Genomic DNA, 16,348 nt, shown 5'->3' on the forward strand with positions numbered 1-16,348 from the left:
GACGCGCGCTGCAATCGGCTAGACTAGCAACAAGACTTGTTCTCTTCGGTCGCGATCCCTGCGGCCAAGCCCCCCAATTCTGTGAGGTAAATCCGTGGGTTCTGTTATCAAGAAGCGCCGCAAGCGTATGGCGAAGAAGAAGCACCGCAAGCTGCTTCGCAAGACCCGTCACCAGCGCCGCAACAAGAAGTAGCCGGCTGCTCCGTTCGGAGCACCTGACGACTCTTCGTCCACCGGAAGCGCCTGCCCAATGGGGTACGGCGCTTTCTGGCGTTGTCGAGGTGATCGTCTCGTCGCCGGCCGTGGCGTGGGATCCCGCGGGTCGAGCGGCGTCGAGGTTCCTCCACAGGCGAGGCCGGAGGGGACTGATCCACAGCGCGTCGCGGCACGCGATCCGTCGGCCCGAGATCGTCGGCGGTCCTTCGTACCGTGTTCGCATGACCCGCGATCTTCCTCCAACCGCCCGCCGCAACCGACGCGAGCTCGCGTACCGGGTGCCGTTCGTCGTCGAACGAGACGACGCGCCTCGCTATCGACTCCGGAACGTCGGTGACGAAGCCGTGCACTGGGTCGTGCTGCGCCTGAACGGGCCTGGACTCCTCGCCCCATTGGAACCGTGCCGCCTGACGCCTGGCAGCGCCCTGGAGTTCGAGGTGTTGGGAACCGAGTTGGCCCGCGCGACCAGTGTGCAGGTGTCCTGGTTCCGTCCCGGCGGTCACCAGTACCTCTGGCGGGTCACCTTCTGACGGACGCCATCCGGTGGAGGGGAATGGTCTCCGATGCGCGGGTCAGCGTTCCTGATCGCGGCGAGCGGCCAGCAGGTCGCGGGCCGTCAGCTTGTGCGCCCGGCCCGGGTACATGTCCGCGTTCAAACCCGTGATGAACGGGGCCGGATCGAGGTCGAGCGCGGTACTCAGCCGGACGAGCGTCTCCACGCTCGGGTGCACCTGCCCTCGCTCGATCTTGCCGATGTTCGTCCAGTGCATCCCCGCCAACACGCCCAGGTCCTCGAGGGTCAGCTGTCGCTCGTTGCGGGCGGCTCGCAACCGCTCGCCGAGGATGGTCGCGGCTTCCGAATGTGTAGGCATCACTCAATGACAACGGACCTCGACCGGCGCATGCCAGAGCGTCTGAGTCGGGTGGATTCGAAACCTATGGTTCTGGAGCCTGGGTTCAAGGGCATCATCATTCCGGCATCGTCCCAGATGTCGTCGAGAAACACCACACGTGTCGGATCCCTGGACGTGCTGCAGCCTCGAGCACCCCGTACAGTTGAGGAGGTGTCCACTCTGCACGTCACGCTCATCGGCAAGCCCGGCTGTCACCTCTGCGACGACGCGCGAGCCGTGATCGACGAGGTGGTCGCAGGCCTCCCGCCCGACGGCCCCGCGATCGAACGCGAGGAGCTCTCGATCCTCGACGATCCGGCGCTCCACGACCGCCACTGGGAGGAGATCCCCGTCGTCCTCATCGACGGCAGGGTCCACAACTACTGGCGCATCGACCCCGACCGCCTGCGGTCCGCGCTGCTCGCCGACTGATCCGCTCGACCATCCATCCACATCGACCCTTGGGGGCCCAGTGACCATCCGCCACATCGTCAGCTGGAAGCTGGCAGCAACGGACGAGGCCGAACGCGACGCGGCGTTCGCCACGATGCAGTCCGAACTCGAGGCACTCGCCGGGTTCATGCCGGACGACATCGAGCGCCTCCAGGTCGGGCGCAACATCGCCTACCCGGAGAGCAACTGGGACGTCGTGCTGGTCGGCGACTACCCGAGCCTCGAAGCCCTGGAGCGCTACCAGGTCCACCCGGAGCACGTGCGCGTGGTGCAGATCGTCCGTCAGCTCGTGGTCGAGCGTTCCGCGGTCGACTTCCAGCTCGACTGAGCCGGCACCCGCAGGGCTCAGGCCATGACGCCGACGGCCACGGTGCCGTCGAGCTCGTCGTCGCGGACGATCGACGCCGAGAGGCCCGCCGCCCGCATGAGCGTTGCGGTCTCGGGAGCCTGACGTTCGCTCGTCTCGATCAGGATGGCGCCGGTCGGCGCGAGCCAGTCCGGGGCCTGCGCGATGATCCGACGCTGCACGTCGAGCCCGTCGGCACCGCCGTCGAGCGCGATCACGGCCTCGTGCTCCCGAGCCTCGGGCGGCATCGTCGCCATCGACGCCGTCGGGACGTAGGGGGCGTTCGCGAGCAGGACATCGACGCGCCCCGCGAGCACCCCGGGCAGCCCGTCGAACAGGTCTCCGCGCAGGGCGTGCCCACCGAGCGGCTCGAGGTTGCGCTGTGCGCAGTCCACCGCGGCGAGGTCGATGTCCGACGCCCAGACGTCGATGGGGCCGGGCGCCTCGGTGAGGAGCGCACTCCCGACGGCCGCGGCACCGCAGCAGAGCTCGACGACCACCGAACCCTTCCGGAGGCGCGGGAGGGCGACGTCGACCAGGAGCTCGGTGCGTCGCCTCGGCACGAAGACCCCGTCCTCGACGACAACCCGGCGGCCCCGGAACGCGACCCAGCCGAGGACATGCTCGAGCGGCCGGCCGGCGACCCGTGCCGCGACCATCCGTTCGAGTCGATCCGGATCCTCCGATTCGGCGAGGAGGAGAGCCGCCTCGTCCTCGGCGAAGACGCACCCCGCCGCACGAAGGCGCAGGACCATGGATTCGGCGGTCGCGTTCATCTGGCCTACACCCCTCGCCCACCTGCGACGGACGCCGCACGGTCGGTGCGAGTCACGCTACCGTCGCGTCCGGGCTCGCACCAGAGCGGTGGTCAGAGCTGTTCTGCTGCGGCGAGCACACCGGGCAGCCAGGCGAGCGCGACGTCCTTCTTGCGCTCGAACCCGCCGTCGTCGTGCAGACCGAACTCACCGAACCGGGTCGCGCCGTGCTCGGTGAGCAGGGCGTCGAGCAGCGAGCTGCCCTGGTTGTACGTGTCCTCGTAGCTGCTGTCGCCCAGCCCGAAGATGGCGTACCGGAGCCCGTCGAGTTCCACGTCGGACTCCTCGAGCGCCTCGTAGAAGATCTGGCCGGTCTCACCGAGGAGGCCGTCGCCGTACGTCGACGTGATGAAGATGTGGATCTCGTCGGTCGACAGCTCCGCGGGGTCGACGTCGCCGAGGTCGACGACGCGCCACTGGTGCTGAGAGCCGATGGCCTTGCCGAGGTCGCCGGCGAGGCGTTCGGCGTTGCCGGATTCGGTCCCGTACAGGATGACGATCTGCATGGCGTCCTTCTTGCGGGGTTACGGGGCGAGGCGGGTCGGGCCGCGGAACAGGTAGGTGACCTCGCGGATGGAGGTCTCGTGCAGCATGAGCATGAGCACGCGGGCGAGGCCCATGCCGAAGCCGCCGTGCGCCGGGACGCCGTAGCGGAAGAAGTCGAGGTAGAACTCGAGCTCCTCGGGCTCCAGACCCTTCTCCTTGGCCTGCTCGACGAGGACGTCGACGCGATGCTCGCGCTGCGCGCCCGTGGAGATCTCGACGCCGTTGTAGATGAGGTCGTAGCTGTTCGTGAGCGAGCCGTCCTCGGCGTTGCGCATGTGGTAGAACGGCCGGATGCTCGACGCGTAGTCGGTCAGGAAGACGAAGTCGTGACCGAACGTCTCCTTGACGTAGGCCGCGATCTGACGCTCGCCCTCGGGGTCCATGTCGTCGTCGGCGCGGGGGATCTCGTAGCCGCGCTCGGCGACGATGCGCTTGGCCTCGGCCAGCGGGATGCGCGGGAACGGACGCGACGGGACCTCGAGCTCGATGCCGAAGAGCTCGGAGATCTGCTCGCCGTGCTTGTCCTTGACCGCCGTGAAGCCGGCGACGAGGAGCTCCTCGTGAAGCTGCATGACGTCCTCGTGGGACTCGATCCAGCTGATCTCGGCGTCGACGCTCGTGAACTCGGTCGCATGTCGGCTGGTGAACGACGGGTCGGCGCGGAATGCAGGTCCGACCTCGAACACCTTGCCGAAGCCGGCGGACTGCGCCATCTGCTTGAAGAACTGCGGGGACTGCGCGAGGTACGCCTTGCCCTCGAAGTAGTCGACCTCGAAGAGCTCGGCGCGCGACTCGCTCGCGCTCGCCATGAGCTTCGGGGTGTGGATCTCGATGAAGTCGTTGTCGATCCAGTACTGACGCAGTGCGTGCTCGAACGTCGTCTGGATGCGGAAGATCAGTGCCTGCTTCGGCTGGCGCAGGTCGAGGAAGCGCCAGTCGAGCCGCTTGTCGAGCGAGGAGTCCGCAGCGATCGGCGTCTCGGGGTTGGCGGCGGTGACGACCTCGAGCGTGGCGACCTTGACCTCGATGCCGCCGAGCTTGACTCGCTCGTCGTGCTTGAGCTCGCCGGTGACGGTGATGAAGGAGCCGTGCGCGAGGGCGGAGATCGCCTCGGTGGTGGCGAGGCGGTCGGCGGAGCCCTCGACCTCCGGGTCGACCTCGCGGACGGCCGGGTTCACCAGCTGGACGGCGCCGCTCTCGTCGCGGAGGACGACGAACTGCACCTTCTTCTGGTCGCGGACGGTCTCGACCCATCCGGAGACGGTGACGGGACCGTCGGACAGGGCGGCCAGGTTCTTCACAACGACGCGTTCACTCACCCCGACAGCTTAGCCGTCGCTCGTGGCTCCGACCTGGACGGAGGTCACGGTGAATCCGCAGCTTGGGGAAACGTACACTTGGAGGGTGGTAGCCGACCAGATCCATCTCGTGCGTCACGGCGAGGTGCACAATCCTTCTCGTGTGCTCTACGGTCGACTCCCCGCATTCCGACTGTCCGAGCTCGGCGAGCGCATGGCGCAGGCGGCCGCAGACGACCTCGTGAGCCGCGACCGCACGGTGGGCGCGCTCTACGCGTCCCCCTTGCAGCGCACGCAGGAGTCCGCCGCGCCGGTCGCCGCCGCGTTCGGGCTCGCCGTCGTCTCCGAGCCGCGCGTGATCGAACCGTTCAACGAGTTCGAGGGCAAGCGCATGAGCCGCGCCCTGAAGAACCCGCTCAATTGGCCCAAGCTCCGCAACCCGTCCCGCCCGAGCTGGGGTGAGCCGTACGCGTCGATCGTCAACCGCATGACCGCGGCCGTCGAGGACGCCTGGCGCGCGACGCCGTCGGGAGACGTGGTCATCGTCAGCCACCAGCTGCCCATCTGGATGCTGCACAGCTCTGTGGTCGGGGCGCCCTATCGGCACGACCCGCGGAAGCGACGGTGCGCCCTGTCGAGCATCACCAGCTTCGAGCGGACCGAGCAGGGCTTCGTCGAGGTCGGCTACGTCGATCCGGCGGCTCGTCTCTCGTCCGGTGCGACCGATGTCGGGGCCGTCTGATGGCCCGCAGATCGAGGACGTTCGCCGTCGCCGCCGTGCTGGCCGTCGGGGCGCTCCTGCTCACGGCGTGCGGGAGCGATCCGCTCGCCGAGCAGTATCGCGAGGGCAGCAGCAAGGGGTACGTCGCGGGCGACGGCAGCGTGACCGAGGTCGCGCTCGACGACCGTGGCGAGTCGATCAGCTTCTCGGGCGTCGGCGAGGACGGCGAGCAGATCTCCTCCGCGGACCACGCGGGCCAGGTCATGGTCGTGAACTTCTGGTACGCCGCCTGCGCACCCTGCCGCGCGGAGGCGAAGGATCTGCAGGCGCTCAACGAGGCGTACACCGACCAGGGCGCCACCTTCATCGGGGTCAACGTCCGCGACACCGCCGACACCGCGAAGGCGTTCAACGGCACCTTCGGCATCACCTACCCCTCCATCCTCGACGTCGACAGCGGGGAGGCGAAGCTCGCCTTCACGGGCAGCGTCCCGCCGAACGCGGTGCCGACCACCATCGTCCTCGACGCCCAAGGTCGGGTCGCCGCACGCATCCTCGGGCAGCTGCAGGACCGCACCATCCTCGACACCCTCATCCGCGACACGATCGCCGAGAGCGCCCCAGAGTGACCCCCGGCGAGCTCGTCTACGGCGGCCAGCTCCTCGTGGCGATCCCGATCGCCATCGCGGCCGGTCTGCTGTCCTTCCTCTCGCCGTGCGTCCTGCCGCTCGTCCCCGGCTATCTCGGATACGTCGGCGGCATGACGACGGTGGAGGAAGGGCGCTCCGGTGCGGGTCGCCGGCGCGTGTTGCTCGGCGTCAGTCTCTTCATCCTCGGCTTCACCGTCGTGTTCGTGGCGATCGCGGCATTCGTCGGGACGATCGGTGCCTGGTTCGTCGAGTGGGAGGGCGTCATCACCCGCGTCCTCGGTGCGGTCGTCATCCTCATGGGGCTCATCTTCATCGGCCAGTTCTCCAGGCTGCAGCGCACGGTACGCACCCGCTGGGCACCCGCCACCGGCCTCGCCGGCGCGCCGCTGCTCGGCTTCGTCTTCGCCATCGGCTGGACGCCCTGCCTCGGCCCGACGCTCACCGCGATCAGCGCGCTCTCCCTCTCGGGCGGCTCCGCGTGGCGCGGAGCACTCCTCGGGCTGTTCTACTGCCTCGGTCTCGGCATCCCCTTCCTGCTCGTCGCGCTCGGACTCGGTTGGGTCACGGGGTCGTTGGCGTTCCTCAAACGGCACATCCGCACGATCAACATCATCGGCGGCGTGCTCCTCATCGTGATCGGTGTGTTGATGGTGTCTGGTCTCTGGTCCGCTTGGATGTACTCGTTGCAGGGGGTGATGAGCGGCCTTGTCACGCCCCTCTGATCACATCGACTCCGCCGCACCGGCTCCGGCCGACGGCGTCAACCAGCCGAAGCTCGGGTTCGTCGGTTGGCTCCGCTTCTTCTGGCGTCAGCTCACGAGCATGCGCACGGCGCTCTTCCTGCTGCTGCTGCTCGCCATCGCCGCGGTGCCCGGATCGCTCGTCCCGCAACGGTCGAGCGACCCGAACGGCGTCACCCAGTACTTCACCGACAACCCGGACCTCGCGCCCATCCTCGACAAGGTGCAGGCGTTCGACGTCTACAGTTCGGCCTGGTTCTCCGCGATCTACCTGCTGCTGTTCATCTCGCTCATCGGCTGTGTGATCCCGCGGACGAAGCACCACTGGCTCGCCCTGCGCTCCCGCCCGCCGCGGACGCCCGCGCGCCTGTCTCGGCTCTCCGCGTTTGAGCGTCGCAGCGACGACAGCGGCGCGACCGCCACCGAGCTCATCGACGACGCGACCAAGCAGTTGAAGCGCCAGGGCTACCGCGTCGAGCGTTACGACGCCGAGGGGTCCGCATCGGTGTCCGCCGAGCGCGGCTTCCTCCGCGAGACCGGCAACCTCGTCTTCCACTCGGCCCTCGTCGGCATCCTCGTGACGGTCGGTTTCGGCGGCGGCTTCGGCTTCTCCGGTCAGCGCGTGCTCGTCGAGGGACAGACCTTCGTCAACACCCTGCTCGACTACGACTCCTTCAACCCCGGCCGCTTCTTCAACGAGTCGGAGCTGGCCCCCTACAAGTTGACGCTCGACGAGTTCGGCGTCACCTACGAGACCGAGAACCTCGACGCGTACGGTCAGGCGATCGACTACCGCGCGAAGGTCACGACGACCTCGCCCGGCGGGAAGCCGCAGGACGCGACGATCAAGGTCAACGATCCGCTGCGGTTCGAGGGCACCGACGTCTACCTGCTCGGCAACGGCTACGCGCCGACGATCACCGTCCGTGATCCCGAGGGCAAGGTCGTGTTCAGCGACTCCATCCCGTTCCTGCCGCAGGACGCCCAGCTCACCTCGCTCGGCATCGTCAAGGTCCCGGACGGTCTGGCTGAGCAGCTCGGCATGATCGGGTTCTTCTATCCGACGCAGGCCGCGTCCAAGCCGCCGTTCTTCTCGTCCTACCCCGACCTCGCCTACCCGGTGCTGACGCTCAACGTCTACTCCGGCGACCTCGGTATCAACGCCGGTGCTCCGAAGTCGGTCTACGCGCTCGACGTCGACGACATGAAGCAGCTCACGGGCGGCGACACCGGCGTCGAGTCGATCGAACTCACGCCTGGCCAGATCACGGACCTCCCCGACGGCCTCGGCACGGTGTCCTTCGACAACGTCGCCGCCAACCCGTCGACCGAGAACTACGCCGGCTCCGTCAAGCGGTTCGCCTCGTTCGACGTGCACCACGACCCGACCCAGCTCTGGGTGCTCGCGTTCGCCATCCTCGCCCTGTCCGGCCTCATCACCTCGCTCTTCGTCGCCAGACGCCGCGTCTGGGTGAAGGCCGTGACCGGGAGCGACGGCACCGTCTCCCTCGAATACGCCGGGCTCGCCCGCGGCGAGGACCCCGGCCTCGAAGCGGCCGTCGCGGCTATCGCCGAAGCGCACAGTCCAACGCCTGTCCCGTCCGAACCCGAAGGTAGAATCACCCCGTGACCCTCGTCGAAATCTCGAACCTCTGCCTCTGGTCGGCCGTCGCCGTCTACGCGCTGGCGTTCATCGCCTTCACGTTCGACCTCGCGCGCCGCAGCGCCGAGGTCACCGCGGCGATCGACGCGGCCGAGCGGGCCGAGCTGGAACGGTCGGCGGCCGCCGAGGAACGCGTCGGCGCACTCGCCTCCGCGGCATCGCGGACCGCCGCACCGATCGTCACGAGCGACGGTGTCCCGCGCAAGAACCGCCGTCCCGCGGACGAGCCCGAGCAGCAGGCGTCGCGTAAGTCGCCGAGCCTGCGGGTCGGGGTCTCGCTCACGGTCATCGCGTTCCTGCTCCACCTCGTCGCGGACGTGACGCGCGGTATCGCGGCCGGTCGTGTCCCGTGGGCGAACATGTACGAGTTCGCGATGACGGGCACGCTGCTCATCGTCGCGGTGTTCCTCGTGGTCATCGCGCGCGTGGACCTCCGGTTCCTCGGCAGCTTCGTGATCGGCCTCGTGACCGTGCTCCTCGGCCTTGCGACCGCGAACTTCTACGTCGAGGTCGTGCCGCTGCCGCCGGCGCTGCAGTCGGCGTGGCTCGTCATCCACGTGTTCGTCGCGAGCCTCGGTACGGCGTTCTTCGCCATCGGCTTCGCGTTGAGCGTCGTGCAGCTCCTGCAGGGGCGTCGTGAGCGTCGGCTCGGGCTCGTGCAGCCCGCCCAGGGCTCCGGGCGTCTCCGCTTCCTGCTCACCCTCCCGAGCGCGGAGCGTCTCGAGAACCTCGCCTACCGCGTCAACATCATCGGCTTCATCTTCTGGACGTTCACGCTCATGGCCGGTGCCATCTGGGCGGAGCGCGCCTGGGGTCGATACTGGGGCTGGGACACCAAGGAGGTGTGGACCTTCATCATCTGGGTGATCTTCGCCGGGTACATCCACGCCCGGGCGACGCGCGGCTGGCGCGGATCACGGGCGGCCACGCTCGCGATCATCGGCTTCAGCGCCGTGATGTTCAACTTCGTCGTCGTGAACGTGTTCTTCAAGGGTCTGCACGCCTACAGCGGTCTGTAGGTCTCCGACGCACCGGTCCCTGAGCCTGTCGAAGGGCTAGCCGAGCAACGCGTGGGTGCGGCGGAGTCGGTCGAGCCACCACGCCGTGCGCTCCGGTGACGCCGTGAAACGCTCGAGGAGATCGGCGTCCACCTCGACGCGCCGGACGGCGATGCCGCCGTCCACGGGATCGAGCGGGGCGGTCGTCACGTCGCCGCCGAGGAGCGCGGTGGTGGCGAGCCCGCAGTCGTAGTCGAGTTCCGGCAGGGCCGCCGCGAGGTGGGCACCCATGGAGATGCCGACGGAGGTGTCCAGCGCGCTCGAGACGACGATCGGCAGGCCGGCGTCGCCCGCGATGCGGAGCGCGGAGTGCACGCCGCCGAGGGGCTGCGCCTTGACGACGAGCAGGTCTGCGGCGCCGGCGCGAGCCACGGCCAGGGGGTCCTCGGCTTTGCGGACGCTCTCGTCCGCCGCGATGGCGACGTCCAGGGAGGAGACCCGTTCCCGGACCTCGGCGAGTTCCGCGACGGTCGCGCACGGCTGCTCGACGTACTCGAGGTCGAAGGGTTCGAGGGCGCGGATGGCGTGTTCGGCCTCGTCGACGTTCCAGTTGGTGTTGGCGTCCACACGGAGTCGACCCTCGGGTCCGATGGCCCGCCGGACGGCGGCGACGCGCGCGACGTCGTCAGCGAGCACCTGCCCGCGCTCGGCGACCTTCACCTTCGCAGTGCGGCAGCCCGGGAAGCGGGAGAGGATCGACGGGACGTCCGCCGCATCCACGGCCGGAACCGTCGCGTTCACGAGGATGCGATCCCGGTGGAGGGGTGGGAGGTCCGACCAGCCGAAGTCGATGGCGGCCCGGAGCCACGCGGCCGACTCCTGGTCGTCGTACTCGACGAAGGGGGAGAACTCCGTCCACCCGGCGGGCCCGCGGAAGAGCACGGCCTCGCGGGTGTCGATGCCCCGGAACCGGACGCGGAGGGGGATGGAGACCACGCGGGCGGTGGCGAGGACGTCGTCGAGGTTCGCTTGCATGTCCCCATCCTGCACCCGGACGTCGGAAGCCGTCGCGGGACGCCCGTGACACAATCGATCCCGTGCCGCTGTTCTCCCGACGCAAGCCGATGCCCGGCGAGCGGCGAAGCGTGCCCGCGGACGAACCCACCGCCTTCTCGGTGCCCGAGCCGATCTTCGAGCCGAGCCCCGAGGCCGAGGTGCCCCCGGTGATCGAGGAAGCACCCGGCGGATCCTCGGGCGAGCCGCGCGATCCGAACGCCCCGCCGATCCCCGGCGCGCCGCCGGTGGCCGCGTCCTCGACCGCGCGAGTGCCTGCCGCCCCGGAGCGCGCGCCCGAGGAGCTGGAGGCGGAGACCGCCAGGTTCCGGCGTCCGGGGTCCCGAGGACGACGGACACCGCGGGAGCCCGCATCGCGGAAGCCGTCGTCGCGTCGGCGACGGAAGGCGTCGGAGCGCGCGGCCACCTCGCAACCGGAGGTCGCGGCGATCCCCGCCGACGACGGCGAGCGGACTCCGGCGGCGCACCCGCCTGCCGCCGGTGCATCCCCGACGGGTCTGGACGAACCCGGCGCGCGGAGTCGGGGTGTCGTCGCCTCCTTCTCCCCGCTCGCCCTGCTCGGCGCGGTGGTGGCGGTGACGCTCTTCACCGTCCTGCTGGCCGTCAGCTACCGGCCCGGCGAGGGGGCCTGGGCCATCCTCGTGGCGTTCGCCCTCGTCGTCGTCGTGCAGATCGTGCTGCTCGTCGGGAGTGTCATCGTCATCCGCCGGAAGGTGCGGCGCCGCTGGGGCGTGCTGGCGCTGGTGCTCCTCCTCGTCGTCAATCCGGCCACGGCGATGGCGGTCGGAGGTCTCTCCACGGACCGGGCGGGGGACGGCTCCTCCGCCGGCGGCAGCGGCGACGAGGAGCACGACCCGATCTGGGACACCTACCCTGGGTCCGCCTACGTCGACGCGAAGGAGACCCTCGACGGGCCGAGCTACGAGGACTTCGTCGGGACGTCCGACGAGATGCTCGCGGAGATCCGGACGGCGTTGACCGCGGAGTTCGGATTCGACTGGGCGGAGCGACAGCCCGCCGAGACGGAAGTCGATCAGAACGGGTACGGCGGGGACTCCATGCTCTTCGAGTACACGGCGCCGGTGTGGCAGACGACGACGACCGTGCGCACCTTCGAGGAGAAGTCGCGGGTGGTCGAGCTCATCCGACAGGTCCTGCTCCGCTACGGCATCGCGAACCTCGACATGCAGAACGCGCCGTCCTCCTGGCGTGAGCCGGGCGAGCTCACCGAACGGTACGGTGGCGAGACCCTCGACACCCAGGCGCTGTGGGATCTGCACACCTACAACGCCATCACGGGGGCCGGCGACTTCCGGACGAGCATCGTCGATCTCACGCTCGACTCGGCCGGCACGGTCGCGAAGGACCGCGAGTTCGACGTCGACTACTCCGACATGGCGGCGGAGGGCATCGAGCTGCACCTCGACTCCTACGCGCTCCTGAAGGAGGCGGACCGCGCCGACTACCTGGAGGCGCTCAAGCCCTACGCGGACCTCGACAAGCCGAAGTAGTGCCTAGGCTGGACGCATGAGCGATCGAGTGTCCGAACTGTTCGACCCGGAGATCTGGGACGTCGTACCGGGGTTCGAGGACCTCACCGATCTGACGTACCACGTCGCGCGCGAGGGCGGCTTCGTGCGCATCGCGTTCGACCGCCCCGAGGTGCGCAACGCCTTCCGCCCGCACACCGTCGACGAGCTGTACCGCGCGCTCGACCACGCGCGCCAGAGCCCGACCGTCGGTGTGGTGCTGCTCACCGGGAACGGTCCGAGCGCGAAGGACGGCGGCTGGGCGTTCTGCTCGGGCGGCGACCAGCGCATCCGCGGTCGCGACGGCTACCGGTACGCGAGCGATGACGCCGCGGACGACGAGACGGCGAGCGGCATCGACGCCGCGCGCAACGGCCGCCTGCACATCCTCGAGGTCCAGCGGCTCATCCGCTTCATGCCGAAGGTCGTCATCAACCTCGTGCCCGGATGGTCCGCGGGTGGCGGGCACTCCCTCGGCGTCGTGTGCGACCTGTCGATCGCGAGTCGGGAACACGCGCGGTTCAAGCAGACCGACGCCGACGTCGGTTCCTTCGACGCCGGGTACGGGAGCGCGTATTTCGCCAAGCAGGTGGGCCAGAAGTTCGCCCGTGAGGTGTTCTTCCTCGCCCAGGAGTACGACGCGGAGCGCGCGCTGCAGGCGGGCGCGATCAACGCGGTCGTCCCGCACGCCGAGCTGGAGCAGACCGGGGTCGCCTGGGCCCGCACCATCCTCGGCAAGTCGCCGACCGCCATCCGCATGCTCAAGTTCGCCTTCAACGCCGTCGACGACGGTCTCGTCGGCCAGCAGGTCTTCGCAGGCGAGGCCACCCGCCTCGCGTACGGCACCGACGAGGCGGTGGAGGGACGCGACGCCTTCCTGGAGAAGCGCAAGCCGGACTGGGCTCCGTTCCCCTGGCAGTTCTGAGCTCCGAGACGCCGAGGGGGCGGCGGAGCACCGACGTACCCGGCGTACGCTGAATCCATGACCCGTCAGCTGCTCCCCGTCGACGCGTCCGCCTCGGCGATGCTCGCGGCCCTGGAGACGGCGCTCGACGGTTCCGGACCCGCGGTCCTCCCGATGCAACACGGATCGTCCGCGGCACCGGCCGTGGTCGACGACCGGGTGGCCCTCGTGATCGAGACCTCCGGTTCGACGGGTGTGCCGAAGCGGGTCGCCCTCGCGGCCGACGCCCTCCTGGCCAGCGCGGCGGGTTCCGCGATGGCTCTGGGTGGCCCTGAGGCCCACCGCCGTTCGTCGCAGTGGATCCTGGCGCTCCCGACGCACTACATCGCCGGCGTCAATGTGCTGCTCCGGTCGATCGTCGCCGGGACCAGGCCGATCGAGGCCCCGGCTGGATCGTTCGACGCCCGGGCGTTCTGCGGACTCGTCGAGCGGCTCGACGCCGATGACGGCTTCGTCGCCCTCGTGCCGGCGCAGCTGCGCCTGCTCGTCGACGCCGCCGAGACGAGCACCTCCGTGCGCGACGCGCTCGCCGGACTCGCCGGGCTGCTCGTCGGGGGACAGGCCACCCCCGCTCCGCTGCTCGAGCGGTCCGCAGCGCTCGGCATCCGCGTCGTGCGGAGCTACGGTTCCAGCGAGACGTCCGGCGGCTGTCTCTACGACGGCGTGCCGTTCCCCGGTGTCGAACCCCGGCTGGCGGACGGGGAGCTCCTCCTCGCCGGGCCGGTGCTCGCCGAGGGCTACCTCGGCGAACCGGACCGCACGGCGACCGCCTTCCCGGACGACGGCGGCCGACGGTGGTACCGCACCGGCGACACCGCCGAGTTCGTCGACGGCGTCGTCCGGGTGACCGGGCGGGCCGACAACGTGATCATCAGCGGCGGGGTGAACATCTCCCTCGACCGTGTGCAGGCGGTCGTCCGGTCGGTGCCGGGGCTGGCCGAGGCCGTCGTCGTCGCCGTCGCCGAGGAGCGGTTCGGTCAGGCGTCCGTGATCGTGACGGACGCCGCGACCCCCGCCGATCATCTGGCGGACGACGCACTGCTCCAGGCCGCGCGGGACACGGTCGCGGAGGCGCTCGGCCGCCCGGCCCGCCCCGCCCGATTGGTCCGTCTGGCAGAGCTGCCGCTGCTCGCGAGCGGCAAACCCGACCTCGTCGCACTCCGCTCGCGACTGGGTTGAGCCCGTCCTCCGCGTGACCGCGAGGGCCGGTTTGCAGGCGGTTGTCGCATAGGGCATGCTCTCTCATGCGTGTCGACGAGCGACCGTAGCCGGGGGACGACGACAGGTGACAACGGGGACCGACACGGGCGCTGCGCCCACGAGGCCGACCACGGCGTTCCGCGCCGACATCCAGGGGATGCGGGCGGTCGCAGTCACCGCCGTGATCCTCGCCCACGCGACCGGCCGACCGGCCGGCGGCTTCGTGGGTGTGGACGTGTTCTTCGTGATCTCCGGCTTCCTCATCACCGGGTTGCTCCTGCGCGAGCACGAGCGTTCCGGACGCATCTCCCTGCCGGCCTTCTTCGGTCGGCGGATCAAGCGGATCCTGCCCGCGTCGCTCGTCGTCCTCGCCGCGACCGTCGCGCTGGCGTCGTGGCTCTTCAACGCGCCGCGGGCGCTCGCGACCTGGTGGGACGCGGTGTCGGCCGCGCTGCTCGTCTCGAACTGGCGCTTCGAGGCGTCGGGCACCGACTACTTCCACGCGACGGACGCCGCATCACCGCTGCAGCACTTCTGGTCCCTCTCGATCGAGGAGCAGTTCTACCTCGTGTGGCCGGTGCTGCTCCTCGTCCTCCTCGCCGTCGCGGCCCGCGGAGCCCGACCCGTGCTGCGCTCGCGCCTCGTCGTCGGTGGCGTCCTCGTCGTCCTCATCGCGGCCTCCTTCGCCGTCGCCGTGTGGCAGTCGGGGGCGGCCCCGCAGGCCGCCTATTTCGCGACCGGCGCGCGAGTGTGGGAGCTGGGGGCCGGCGCACTCCTGGCCGTGTTCGCTCCGCTCCTCGCCCGGGTGCCGCTGGCGCTCCGGGTGGTCGCCGGATGGGCGGGGCTCGTCGGCATCGTCGCATCCGCGCTGCTCATCACCGGGTCGATCGGGTTCCCCGGTCCCTGGGCGGTCGCCCCCGTCGCCGCCGCGATGCTGGTCATCGCCGCCGGGACCGGAGCCGGTCCCGCGTACCCGCGCTGGATGTTCCCGCTCGCGAACCCGCTGAGCCGTGGCGTCGGAGCGATCTCCTACTCGCTCTACCTCTGGCACCTCCCGATCCTCGTGTTCGTGCCGATGCTCGTCCCCGACACCGCCCTCAGCACGGTCCCGGGGATGCTCGGGCTCATCCTCGGGGTCTCGGTGCTCTCCTTCCTGCTCATCGAACAGCCGTTGCACCGCACGCCGCTCGTGGGTTCCTTCCACGGCGACCGTGACGCCAGGGACGCCGCCTGGGCCGCCTGGCGCGAGCGGTTCGCCTCCCAGTTCCTCTACTCGGTGGTCGGGCTCGTGATCGTCGCCGGGCTCGCGGTGATCGCCATCGGCCCCTCGCTCCGCATGCCGGTGGCCACCGGTGGACCGGCGGCCGTCGCGGCACCGGCGGGAGACCCGCTCCAGGGCATCGCCGCCGAGCTGCAACTCGCGAGCCAGGCCTCCGCATGGCCCGACAACCTCTCGCCGAGCCTCGACGACGCGATCCGCGCGACCTCGAGCACCAACCCCGCCCGGGCCTGTTTCGACCTGGGTTCGACGCCCGACGACGGCTCGTGCACCTGGGGCGATGCGTCCGCGCCGAAGCACGTCTACCTCGTCGGCGACTCGACCGCGCTCGCCTACGCGCCGGCGTTCCGGGCTATCGCCGATCAGAGCGGCGGTGCCGTACGGATCACCACCATCGGCCTCTACGGGTGCCGCTTCACGCAGGACCTCATCCAGAACAGCGGCGCCGGGGTGATGGACGACTGCCCGACGCGGAAGCACGACATCGCCGAACGCATCGCCGCGGACCAGCCCGACCTCGTGATCGTCTCGAACGCGTTCGCCGCAGGTCGCACCACCGACGGCCGATCGCTCGACACGACGTCGATGGTCGCGTCGGCGCTCGCCGAGACGGCGGGGTATCAGGTCCCCGGTCGCGTCGTGTTCCTCGCGCCGCCGCCGCTCGGCGCGGATCTCGGGTCCTGCTACTCGCGGGTGTCCAGTCCGCAGGACTGCGCCGTCGGCGTCGACGCGGCCTGGAACGACTTCGCCGCGGCGACCGGGTCCGCGGCGGCCGCGGCCGGCGAGCGCTTCGTCTCGTCGCTCCCGTTCAGCTGTGCGGATGGCGTCTGCCCGGCGTTCGCCGGGACGACGCCGACGAAGTACGACAGCGTGCACCTCACCCCGGCGTTCGCCGAGCACATCGCTCCAGCGATCCTCCAGACGCTCCAGGCCGCCGGGGCCCTGTGACGCCGTCCGCCCCGA

At 70.0% G+C, this 16,348-nt stretch carries 18 protein-coding genes; 13 read left to right on the forward strand and 5 right to left on the reverse strand.

Annotation, left to right across the window (positions count from 1 at the left end; all coding sequences use genetic code 11):
• Positions 1-94: 94 nt before the first annotated feature.
• Together HOW07_RS12160 and HOW07_RS12165 are read left to right on the forward strand one after the other, a co-directional pair.
• A complete protein-coding gene (locus HOW07_RS12160; protein WP_003792170.1) occupies positions 95-193 on the forward strand; it encodes a 30S ribosomal protein bS22 in 99 nt (32 codons plus the stop codon).
• 244 nt (positions 194-437) lie between these two features.
• The gene (locus tag HOW07_RS12165) at positions 438-746 is read left to right on the forward strand and encodes a hypothetical protein (protein ID WP_064294611.1); all 309 of its coding nucleotides are present in this window, start codon (positions 438-440) and stop codon (positions 744-746) included.
• Between the two features lie 42 nt (positions 747-788).
• Here the strand turns inward: HOW07_RS12165 and HOW07_RS12170 are convergent, their stop codons facing one another.
• On the reverse strand, positions 789-1,088 hold the full coding sequence (locus HOW07_RS12170; protein WP_064294610.1) for a helix-turn-helix domain-containing protein: 300 nt from the start codon (positions 1,086-1,088) through the stop codon (positions 789-791).
• Between the two features lie 192 nt (positions 1,089-1,280).
• On the opposite strand from HOW07_RS12170, the gene HOW07_RS12175 reads away from it, so the two are divergent.
• Positions 1,281-1,541, forward strand: a complete 261-nt coding sequence (locus tag HOW07_RS12175) for a glutaredoxin family protein (protein ID WP_371743666.1) — start codon at positions 1,281-1,283, stop codon at positions 1,539-1,541.
• A gap of 40 nt (positions 1,542-1,581) precedes the next feature.
• Complete coding sequence (locus HOW07_RS12180) at positions 1,582-1,890, forward strand: Dabb family protein (RefSeq protein ID WP_064294608.1); 309 nt, start codon at positions 1,582-1,584, stop codon at positions 1,888-1,890.
• 17 nt (positions 1,891-1,907) lie between these two features.
• Here HOW07_RS12180 and HOW07_RS12185 read toward each other — a convergent pair whose 3' ends face one another.
• The 3 genes from HOW07_RS12185 to aspS all read right to left on the reverse strand — a co-directional run bounded on the left by HOW07_RS12185 (position 1,908) and on the right by aspS (position 4,588).
• Entirely contained in the window at positions 1,908-2,684 is a 777-nt protein-coding gene (locus HOW07_RS12185; protein ID WP_175117288.1) for a putative protein N(5)-glutamine methyltransferase, read from the reverse strand.
• A 92-nt stretch (positions 2,685-2,776) separates the two neighbouring features.
• On the reverse strand, positions 2,777-3,229 hold the full coding sequence (locus tag HOW07_RS12190) for a flavodoxin domain-containing protein (protein ID WP_079003292.1): 453 nt from the start codon (positions 3,227-3,229) through the stop codon (positions 2,777-2,779).
• Positions 3,230-3,247: 18 nt separating this feature from the next.
• On the reverse strand, positions 3,248-4,588 hold the full coding sequence (gene aspS, locus HOW07_RS12195) for an aspartate--tRNA(Asn) ligase (RefSeq protein ID WP_064294605.1): 1,341 nt from the start codon (positions 4,586-4,588) through the stop codon (positions 3,248-3,250).
• Between the two features lie 85 nt (positions 4,589-4,673).
• On the opposite strand from aspS, the gene HOW07_RS12200 reads away from it, so the two are divergent.
• From HOW07_RS12200 to ccsB, 5 genes are read left to right on the forward strand one after another with little or no spacing between them, the layout of a single operon-like run.
• Positions 4,674-5,309 carry a histidine phosphatase family protein gene (locus HOW07_RS12200; protein WP_079003291.1) on the forward strand — a complete coding sequence of 212 codons (636 nt, stop codon included), beginning with the start codon at positions 4,674-4,676 and terminating at the stop codon, positions 5,307-5,309.
• Positions 5,309-5,917, forward strand: a complete 609-nt coding sequence (locus HOW07_RS12205; protein WP_121292629.1) for a TlpA disulfide reductase family protein — start codon at positions 5,309-5,311, stop codon at positions 5,915-5,917. The genes HOW07_RS12200 and HOW07_RS12205 overlap by 1 nt, the downstream gene beginning before the upstream one ends.
• A complete protein-coding gene (locus tag HOW07_RS12210; protein ID WP_175117290.1) occupies positions 5,914-6,660 on the forward strand; it encodes a cytochrome c biogenesis protein CcdA in 747 nt (248 codons plus the stop codon). Before HOW07_RS12205 ends, HOW07_RS12210 begins: the two co-directional genes overlap by 4 nt.
• Positions 6,644-8,308, forward strand: a complete 1,665-nt coding sequence (locus tag HOW07_RS12215; RefSeq protein WP_175117292.1) for a cytochrome c biogenesis protein ResB — start codon at positions 6,644-6,646, stop codon at positions 8,306-8,308. The genes HOW07_RS12210 and HOW07_RS12215 overlap by 17 nt, the downstream gene beginning before the upstream one ends.
• A complete protein-coding gene (gene ccsB, locus HOW07_RS12220) occupies positions 8,305-9,360 on the forward strand; it encodes a c-type cytochrome biogenesis protein CcsB (RefSeq protein ID WP_175117294.1) in 1,056 nt (351 codons plus the stop codon). Before HOW07_RS12215 ends, ccsB begins: the two co-directional genes overlap by 4 nt.
• A gap of 36 nt (positions 9,361-9,396) precedes the next feature.
• Here ccsB and HOW07_RS12225 read toward each other — a convergent pair whose 3' ends face one another.
• Complete coding sequence (locus HOW07_RS12225) at positions 9,397-10,374, reverse strand: o-succinylbenzoate synthase (protein ID WP_121292635.1); 978 nt, start codon at positions 10,372-10,374, stop codon at positions 9,397-9,399.
• A 62-nt stretch (positions 10,375-10,436) separates the two neighbouring features.
• Here HOW07_RS12225 and HOW07_RS12230 point away from each other — a divergent pair, with 62 nt between their 5' ends.
• The 4 genes from HOW07_RS12230 to HOW07_RS12245 all read left to right on the forward strand — a co-directional run bounded on the left by HOW07_RS12230 (position 10,437) and on the right by HOW07_RS12245 (position 16,333).
• Complete coding sequence (locus tag HOW07_RS12230; protein ID WP_121292637.1) at positions 10,437-11,924, forward strand: hypothetical protein; 1,488 nt, start codon at positions 10,437-10,439, stop codon at positions 11,922-11,924.
• Positions 11,925-11,940: 16 nt separating this feature from the next.
• Complete coding sequence (locus tag HOW07_RS12235; RefSeq protein WP_064294597.1) at positions 11,941-12,867, forward strand: 1,4-dihydroxy-2-naphthoyl-CoA synthase; 927 nt, start codon at positions 11,941-11,943, stop codon at positions 12,865-12,867.
• Positions 12,868-12,924: 57 nt separating this feature from the next.
• A complete protein-coding gene (locus HOW07_RS12240) occupies positions 12,925-14,085 on the forward strand; it encodes an AMP-binding protein (protein WP_121292639.1) in 1,161 nt (386 codons plus the stop codon).
• Between the two features lie 106 nt (positions 14,086-14,191).
• A complete protein-coding gene (locus HOW07_RS12245) occupies positions 14,192-16,333 on the forward strand; it encodes an acyltransferase family protein (protein WP_371743667.1) in 2,142 nt (713 codons plus the stop codon).
• Positions 16,334-16,348: the final 15 nt, after the last annotated feature.

Source organism: Plantibacter sp. MCCC 1A11337 (assembly GCF_013349365.1).
Taxonomy (GTDB): domain Bacteria; phylum Actinomycetota; class Actinomycetes; order Actinomycetales; family Microbacteriaceae; genus Plantibacter; species Plantibacter flavus_A.

Excerpts from the sequence above, each read along its gene's own strand:
- HOW07_RS12165 (WP_064294611.1), top strand. The coding sequence starts at position 438 with ATGACCCGCGATCTTCCTCCAACCGCCCGCCGCAACCGACGCGAGCTC.
- HOW07_RS12170 (WP_064294610.1), bottom strand. The coding sequence starts at position 1,088 with ATGCCTACACATTCGGAAGCCGCGACCATCCTCGGCGAGCGGTTGCGA.
- HOW07_RS12185 (WP_175117288.1), bottom strand. The coding sequence starts at position 2,684 with ATGAACGCGACCGCCGAATCCATGGTCCTGCGCCTTCGTGCGGCGGGG.
- HOW07_RS12190 (WP_079003292.1), bottom strand. The coding sequence starts at position 3,229 with ATGCAGATCGTCATCCTGTACGGGACCGAATCCGGCAACGCCGAACGC.
- HOW07_RS12205 (WP_121292629.1), top strand. The coding sequence starts at position 5,309 with ATGGCCCGCAGATCGAGGACGTTCGCCGTCGCCGCCGTGCTGGCCGTC.
- HOW07_RS12225 (WP_121292635.1), bottom strand. The coding sequence starts at position 10,374 with ATGCAAGCGAACCTCGACGACGTCCTCGCCACCGCCCGCGTGGTCTCC.
- HOW07_RS12235 (WP_064294597.1), top strand. The coding sequence starts at position 11,941 with ATGAGCGATCGAGTGTCCGAACTGTTCGACCCGGAGATCTGGGACGTC.
- HOW07_RS12240 (WP_121292639.1), top strand. The coding sequence starts at position 12,925 with ATGACCCGTCAGCTGCTCCCCGTCGACGCGTCCGCCTCGGCGATGCTC.